This is a genomic window from Amycolatopsis thermalba (assembly GCF_003385215.1).
GTDB classification, from domain to species: Bacteria; Actinomycetota; Actinomycetes; order Mycobacteriales; family Pseudonocardiaceae; genus Amycolatopsis_E; species Amycolatopsis_E thermalba.
Map to the genome: position 1 here is coordinate 22000 of NZ_PQHW01000088.1, position 7113 is coordinate 29112.

Consider the following 7113-nt stretch of genomic DNA (forward strand, 5'->3'; position numbering starts at 1 on the left):
TCGGTCCTTTGTGGACGCGAAAACGCGCTCATCTCCTTGTTGATCAAGGAAATACTTGCAGTTTCACCTTCTTGCCGCGTTCCACCCACTCGCCGGGCTCGGGATCCTGCCCGACGACGATCGAGAAGTTCCGCGTGCGGCCCTGGACGTCGGCCTGCAGGCCGGCGTCGGACAGCAGCTGGATCGCGTCCTGCACGGGCCGCCCGAGCACGGACGGGACCTCGACCGCGGAGGACGTGAACACGCCGACACGTTTGCTGCCCTGGCCGTCGATCGTGGTGCCGGCTGCCGGAGTGGTGCGGGTGACGCTGCCGTTCGGCACGTCCTCGGCGAACTCGGTGCCGGCATCGTAGGGCTCGAACCCGGCCTCCTTCAACCGCTGGAACGCCTCGTTGCGGCTCAGCCCCACGACGCTGGGCACCGGGGTCGGCGGCGCGCCCTGCGACAGGCCGATCCGCACCGGCGAGCCGATGGTCAGCTGCGTACCCGGCCGCGGGTCGACCACGAGCACCTTCCCGGCCGGTACCGAGGTGCTGTAGCCGTCGATGGCCTCGTCCCGCCGCGGAGTCAGCCCGGCCGCCTTGACGGCCGCCTCCGCCTGCGCCAGCTCGGTGCCCGGGCTGATGTCGGGCACCGTCGGGCGGCCGGAGGACAGCACCAGGGTGACCGCGCTGTTCTTCGGCACCGACGACCCGGCCTGCGGATCGCTGCCGATGGCCTTGCCCGCGCCGACGGTGTCGCTGAACTGGCGCACCACGGTCACCGACAGGCCGGCGTCGTGCAGGGTCTTCTCGGCCGTGGCCTGGTCCATGCCGGACACCGGCGGGACGGCGATGGTGTCCGCGCCCTTCTCACCGACGCTGAACCACCACACCCCGGCGCCGACCAGCGCCACCACCAGCGCGGCGATGACGGCCCACAGCACGACCGGCCGCCGCTGGACCAGCGTCCGCTGGTCCTCCTCCTCCGGCGGCGCGGGCGGCGGCGGCACGGGCGCGGCCTGCGGCCGGATCATCGCCCGGGTACCGCGCGGGCCCGTGACCGGGTTCGTGGCCGCGACCGGGGAGAACGCGGGCACGGTCTTCTCGGGGTCCACCGGGGCGACCGGCACCGACTTGGGCGGCAGCACCGCTTTGGGGGGCAGCACCGCCTTGGGGGGCAGCACCGGGATCGGCGCGGGCGCGATCCCCAGCGCCGCCCGCACGCGGCGCAGCTCCTGCAGGAACGCGCCGGCGTCCGCGGGCCGCGCCTCCGGGTCGCGGCGCGTGGCACGCAGCACCAGGTCGTCCAGCACCGCGGGGATGCCCGGCTGGACCGTGCTGGGCGCCGGGACGTCGTCGTTCACGTGCCGGTAGGCGACCGAGATGGCGGTGTCGCCGGTGTAGGGCACCTGGCCGGTGAGCATCTCGTAGAGCACGATGCCGGCCGAGTAGACGTCGCCGCGCTCGCCCGCCACGCCGGTGGTGACCTGCTCGGGCGCCAGGTACGCGACGGTGCCCAGGATGATGCTCGAACTGGTGGTGCCCGCGCTCGCGACGGCGCGCACGAGACCGAAGTCGGCGACCTTCACCACCCCGGTCGGGGGATGCCCGGTGGAGCCGATGAGCACGTTCTCCGGCTTCACGTCGCGGTGCACGAGCCCGGCCAGGTGCGCGGCCGACAGGGCGGAGAGCATCTGCTCGGCCACGCTCAGCGCCAGCGGCACGTCCAGCCTGCCCCGCTGGTCCAGCAGGTCCCGCAGCGTGCCGCCGTCGACCAGCTCCATCACCAGGAACACGTGCGAGCGGTCCCCGGCCACGTCGACGCCCTGGTCGTGCACGGTGACCACGTTCGGGTGGTGCAGCTTCGCGGCCAGCCGCGCCTCGCGCTCGAAGCGGTCGACGAACGACCGGTCGTCGGCGAAGCGCGGGTCCATGATCTTGATGGCGACCGGACGGTCCAGCCTCGTGTCCGACCCCCGGTAGACGGCCGACATGCCGCCCCGCGCGAGGAGGCCGTCGACCCGGTAACGCCGCTCCAGGAGCGCCCCGGCCAGGCTGGTGTCCGTGCTCGTCACGCGCCCGATCGTACGGACTTGGCCGGAGTCGGCGGACCCGCCCCGGGCGGCGCGGTTGAGGTTTCGTTACGCCGTTCGCGCGACATTGCGGACAACCAGGCCGGATGTGGCACCCTGTCTTGCGTGAGTGCGATCCCAGTCGCTGATGACGTTCTCGACGCCGACGTGGCCGTGCTGCCGCTCGCGGAAGTGGCGGAGCTGATCGGCCTGTCGGTGAACAAGGTCCGGCAGCTGCTGCGAGACGGCCAGCTGCTCGCCGTGCGCCGCGACGGCGACCTGATGGTCCCGGCCGACTTCTTCGTCGACGGCCAGGCCGTGAAGGGACTGACCGGGCTGCTGACGGTGCTCGCCGACGCCGGGTTCAGCCGCACGGAGATGCTGCGCTGGCTCTACGAGGCGGACGACACGCTGCCCGGCAGCACCCCGATCAACGCCCTGCGCACCAACCACGGCACCGAGGTCAAGCGCCGCGCCCAGGCGATGGCGTTCTGACGGCAGGGGCGGTGCGGCGACCGCACCGCCCCGCCGGGTTCAGCCGTTCTGGGCGTCGCGCCAGGAGATCCACTTCTTCAGCCGGCCCAGGTCGTAGTCCGGGCCGCCCACGCCCACGGTGAACAGGCTGACGCCCAGCTCCCGCAGCTTCGGGCCCAGCTCCTCCGGCTCGCCCTCCACGCCGGTGGAGATCTCGATCTCGCCCGCGTCGCGGCCCACGTCGGCGCAGTGCTGCTTGAGGATGCCGACCTTGCGCTCGACCACCTCGGGGTCGCCGAAGCCGTGCCAGATGTCGGCGTGCTGGGCGACCAGCTTCAGCGTCTTCTTCTCGCCGCCGCCGCCGATCAGCACCGGGATCTTGCGGGTGGGCGCCGGGTTGAGCTTGCTCAGCCTGGATTCGATGCGCGGCAGCGCCTCGGCCAGGTCGTCCAGCCGGCCGCCCGCGGTGCCGAAGTCGTAGCCGTACTCGGTGTAGTCCTTCTCGAACCAGCCGGAGCCGATGCCGAGGATCAGCCGCCCGTCGCTGATGTGGTCGACCGTGCGCGCCATGTCGGCGAGCAGCTCCGGGTTGCGGTAGCTGTTGCAGGTGACCAGCGCGCCGATCTCGACCCGCGAGGTCGACTCCGCCCAGGCGGCGAGCATGGTCCAGCACTCGAAGTGCAGGCCGTCGGGGTCGCCGTACAACGGGAAGAAGTGGTCCCAGTTGAAGATGATGTCCACGCCGAGGTCCTCGGCGGCGGACGCGGTGTCGCGGATGGTCCGGTAGTCGGCGTGCTGCGGCTGGAGCTGCAGCCCGATCCGGATCGGCCTGGTGGTGTCGGTCATGCCGCCAGCCTAGCCACATCCCGGGGCGCCCGCGCGGCCCGGCGGAACGCTTGCCCCACACGGACTTCCACCTGGATCACACTCCAGGTGTCGGTCCACTGTGTACTGCGTCAGAACGTGCGCTGGGTGGCGAGCCGGGCCAGCTCGGCCAGCCGGGTCGCGGCGGGCTCGGCCAGCCGGGCGCGCTCCAGCGCGGCCAGCGCGGTGCCGGTGAGCGCGGAGATCCGCTCCTCCACCGCCTCCACCGCGCCGACCTCGGTCAGCGTGCGCCGCACCTTGTCCACCTCGTCCTCGGCGACCACGGCGCCGATCGCGTCGGCGATGAGCTTGTGCTGCTCCGGGTCCTCGGCCAGCTGCAGGCCGAGCGCGACCAGCAGCGTGCGCTTGCCCTCGCGCAGGTCGTCACCGGCGGGCTTGCCGGTGACCGACGGGTCGCCGAACACGCCGAGCAGATCGTCCCGCAGCTGGAACGCCACGCCCAGGTCGTCGCCGAACTCGCGGAGCGTCGTGATGCGCGCCTCGTCCGCGCCGGCCAGCGCGGCGCCCAGGTGCAGCGGGCGCTGCACGGTGTAGGCGGCGGTCTTGAGGCGGCACACCCGCAGCGCGGCCTCGGGCGAGGTGTCGCCGGTGGCCTGCGTGCGCACGTCCAGGTACTGGCCGGCGAGCACCTCGGTGCGCATCGCGCGCCAGGCCGGGCGGGCGGCGTCCAGCGTCGCGGCGGGCAGCGGGGCGCCGGTGAACATGTCGTCGGCCCAGGCCAGGGCCAGGTCGCCGATCAGGACGGCGGCGGCGAGGCCGAACGTCTCCGGCGTGCCGAGCCAGCCGTTCGCGCGGTGCTCGCGGGCGTAGGAGACGTGCACCGTGGGGCGGCCGCGGCGCGAGTCGGAGGAGTCGATGAGGTCGTCGTGGATCAGCGCGCACGCCTGCACCAGTTCGAGGCTGGCGACGGCCCGCAGCACGCCCTCGGTGTCCGGGCCGTCCGGGTCGCCGCCCGTGCCGCGCCAGGCCCACCACGCGAACGTCGGCCGCAGCCGCTTGCCGCCGCCGAGCACGAAATCGGTGAGCGTGTCGACGCCGGAGCCGAACGCGGGCTGCTCGGCCCGGACGGCCGCGCCCGCCTCGGTGAGGAACGCGGCCAGGTGGCGTTCCAGGTGCTGGGGCAGGTCGGCGTCGAAGTCCATGCGCCTATCGTCGACGACAACCGCGCGGCGCGCCGTCCGGGGTGGCCGGGATGTGATCGGCGCCCGTAGGCTCGTTTCCGTGCCCACCCTCGTGACGTTTCACGCCCATCCCGACGACGAGTGCATCGCCTGCGGCGGGGTCATGCGCAAGGCCTTCGAGGAGGGGCACCGGGTCGTGCTGGTCGTCGCGACCCGCGGGGAGCACGGCGAGGTCCCGCCCGGGTTCCTCGCCGACGGGGAGCCGCTGTGGCAGCGCCGGGTCGAGGAGACCCGGGCGGCGGCCGAGATCCTCGGCGCGAAGCGGCTGGAGTTCCTCGGCTACAGCGACTCCGGGATGATGGGCACCCCGGAGAACGACCTGCCCGGCTCGTTCTGGCGGGCCCCGGTGGAGGAGGCGGCGGCCAGGCTCGCGGCGATCCTGCGCGAGGAGCGGGCCGACGTGCTGACCGTCTACGACGACCACGGCACCTACGGCCACCCGGACCACATCCAGGTGCACCGCGTCGGGATGCGCGCGGCCGAGCTGGCCGGCACGCCGCGCGTGTACCAGAACACGATCAACAGCGACCACATGCGCGCCGGGCTGGAGGCGTTCGCCGCGCGGGCCGCCGAGACCGGGGTGCAGGTCCCCGCCGTCGACGGCCTGGGCGAGCTGGGCACACCGGCCGCGGAGATCACCGCCGCGGTCGACGTGACGCCGTGGCTGGAGGCCAAACGCGCGGCGATGCGCGCGCACGCCAGCCAGATCAGCGAGCAGTCACTGTTCCTGGCGATGCCCGATGACGCGTTCGCCCACGCCTTCGGCACCGAGTGGTTCATCCGCGCGGGCCAGGGGCCGGGCATCACCGAAACCGACCTGATGGCGGGGCTCTAGGGCCTGTCCGCAAAGCCAGATGAGCGGTGTGGCGAGGTCGATCGTGCTCCGGTAGGAGGTGGCGGTGGCGCGGAACTGTTCGAGGCGGTCGAAGCATCGTTCGACGATGTTGCGGCGTTTGTGGCTGGCGCGGTCGAAGGCCGGTGGGCGTCCACCGGCCCGGCCGCGGCGCCGAAGGTCACCACGATCGACAAGGGCCGTCCGTGACCGTCGCAGGCGAGGTGGATCTTGGTGGTGGGTCCGCCGCGGGACCGGCCGTTGGCGTGATCATCTGCCACTGCTCATCAGGCAGCTCGTGCCTACGCACCACAACCCAAGATCGAACCAGCTCGAACCACCGACTTTGAGGACACGCTTTAGGCCTCGATGAGGCCGATCCGCACCGTGCCGTCGGGGTCCACGGCCCAGCCGGAGTTGTGCGCGATCTCCCAGATGAGGCCGATCGGGTCGCGGAAGTGGCCGTGGTAGCCGCCGAACGCGGCGCGCTGCCCGGGTTTGAGGATCTCCGCGCCGGCCCGCTCCGCGGCCGCCAGGAGGCGGTCCACCTCGTCCGGGCCGGGCAGGTTGTGCGACAGGGTGAGCCCGGCGGGGCCGGTGACGTCGGTGGTGTTCAGGTCCTCGGCGAACTTCACGGCGTCGAACAGGCCGAGCGCGACCCCGTGGGCGACCTGGAAGAACAGGATCTCGCCGGGCACGTCCAGCAAGGGCTGCCAGCCGAGCCCGTCCACGTAGAACCCCCTGGCGGCATCGAGGTCCTGGGTGGACACCGTGATGATCTGCACGCTTTGTTCCATACTCGGCAGCATGGCAGCCGCGACGGGGGACGCCTTGAACGAAACGGACACCTACCGCGAATGGGTGGGTTCCGGTGTCGTGCGCTGCTGGTGGGCGCAGCGGGTGCCGGGCGAGTTCGTGCAGCGGGTGGTGCCGGACGCGGCGGCGGACGTGATCGTGGCCTCGACCGGCGCGGCCTACCTGGTGGGGCCGACGTTGTCGCCGGCGCTGCACCGGTTGCCGCCCCGCGCAGAGCTGCGCGGGCAGCGGCTGCGCACCGAGGCGATCGCGGCGGTGCTGGGCCTGCCCGGGCACGAGGTGCGGGACGCGGTGGTGCCGCTGACCGCGGTGCTGCCGGACGCCGCCGCGCGGGCGGTCGCGGAGTCGGTGTGGCACGGGTCGTTCCCGTCGGTGCTGCGTCCCCGGCCGGGTGATGCGCGCGTCCAGCACGCCGTGAGCCGCATCTGGCGCGGCGCGTCGCTGGACTCGGTGGCGGAGGAGGTGGCGCTGACCGGCCGCCAGTTGCGCCGGCTGGTCGTTCAGCAGGCCGGCCTGGGGCCGAAGGCGCTGCAGCGCGTGGCGCGGTTCCAGCGTTTCCTGCGCAGCGCGGACGCCGCCCGCCCGACGTCGCTGGCGGACTCCGCGGCGGCCGCCGGGTTTGCCGATCAGGCTCACCTGACGCGTGAGACGCGTGAGCTGGCCGGGGTGACGCCGGCGGTGCTGGTCCGCGAGCGGCACGGGCTGGCGGCCCCGGACCCGGCGGTCGCGGTGGCCGTGTTCTAGCTGTATCCGGTCAGGACGTTGGTAGCGGCGTGTCTGGCTGAGTAAAGGAGAACCTCCGGTTGGGATGTGGCTTGTCTAAGGCCCACTCCGATCCGGAGGTTCTCGTGTTCCACGGTAGTGCCCGGCTG

At 72.9% G+C, this 7113-nt stretch carries 7 protein-coding genes and 1 pseudogene; 3 read left to right on the forward strand and 5 right to left on the reverse strand.

Features of this window, described 5'->3' with window-relative positions; all coding sequences use genetic code 11:
- Nucleotides 1-43: 43 nt before the first annotated feature.
- The gene (gene pknB, locus D0D15_RS27340) at nucleotides 44-2056 is read right to left on the reverse strand and encodes a Stk1 family PASTA domain-containing Ser/Thr kinase (RefSeq protein ID WP_094004404.1); all 2013 of its coding nucleotides are present in this window, start codon (nucleotides 2054-2056) and stop codon (nucleotides 44-46) included.
- A 123-nt stretch (nucleotides 2057-2179) separates the two neighbouring features.
- Between pknB and D0D15_RS27345 the strand changes: the two genes are divergently transcribed.
- The gene (locus tag D0D15_RS27345) at nucleotides 2180-2548 is read left to right on the forward strand and encodes an Rv2175c family DNA-binding protein (RefSeq protein ID WP_094004405.1); all 369 of its coding nucleotides are present in this window, start codon (nucleotides 2180-2182) and stop codon (nucleotides 2546-2548) included.
- A 39-nt stretch (nucleotides 2549-2587) separates the two neighbouring features.
- On the opposite strand, the gene D0D15_RS27350 is transcribed toward D0D15_RS27345, so the two are convergent.
- Both D0D15_RS27350 and D0D15_RS27355 read right to left on the reverse strand, forming a co-directional pair.
- Nucleotides 2588-3373 carry an LLM class F420-dependent oxidoreductase gene (locus tag D0D15_RS27350; protein WP_094004406.1) on the reverse strand — a complete coding sequence of 262 codons (786 nt, stop codon included), beginning with the start codon at nucleotides 3371-3373 and terminating at the stop codon, nucleotides 2588-2590.
- A gap of 110 nt (nucleotides 3374-3483) precedes the next feature.
- On the reverse strand, nucleotides 3484-4554 hold the full coding sequence (locus tag D0D15_RS27355; RefSeq protein WP_115944851.1) for a polyprenyl synthetase family protein: 1071 nt from the start codon (nucleotides 4552-4554) through the stop codon (nucleotides 3484-3486).
- Nucleotides 4555-4633: 79 nt separating this feature from the next.
- Between D0D15_RS27355 and D0D15_RS27360 the strand changes: the two genes are divergently transcribed.
- Nucleotides 4634-5428 carry a PIG-L family deacetylase gene (locus D0D15_RS27360; RefSeq protein WP_094004408.1) on the forward strand — a complete coding sequence of 265 codons (795 nt, stop codon included), beginning with the start codon at nucleotides 4634-4636 and terminating at the stop codon, nucleotides 5426-5428.
- Nucleotides 5429-5589: 161 nt separating this feature from the next.
- Here D0D15_RS27360 and D0D15_RS37290 read toward each other — a convergent pair.
- Nucleotides 5590-5697, reverse strand: a pseudogene (locus tag D0D15_RS37290) (IS5/IS1182 family transposase); the annotation flags it as partial.
- An 87-nt stretch (nucleotides 5698-5784) separates the two neighbouring features.
- Nucleotides 5785-6222, reverse strand: coding sequence for a VOC family protein (locus D0D15_RS27370; protein WP_094004409.1), 438 nt, complete (start codon nucleotides 6220-6222; stop codon nucleotides 5785-5787).
- 10 nt (nucleotides 6223-6232) lie between these two features.
- Between D0D15_RS27370 and D0D15_RS27375 the strand changes: the two genes are divergently transcribed.
- A complete protein-coding gene (locus D0D15_RS27375) occupies nucleotides 6233-6985 on the forward strand; it encodes a helix-turn-helix domain-containing protein (RefSeq protein ID WP_115944852.1) in 753 nt (250 codons plus the stop codon).
- Nucleotides 6986-7113: the final 128 nt, after the last annotated feature.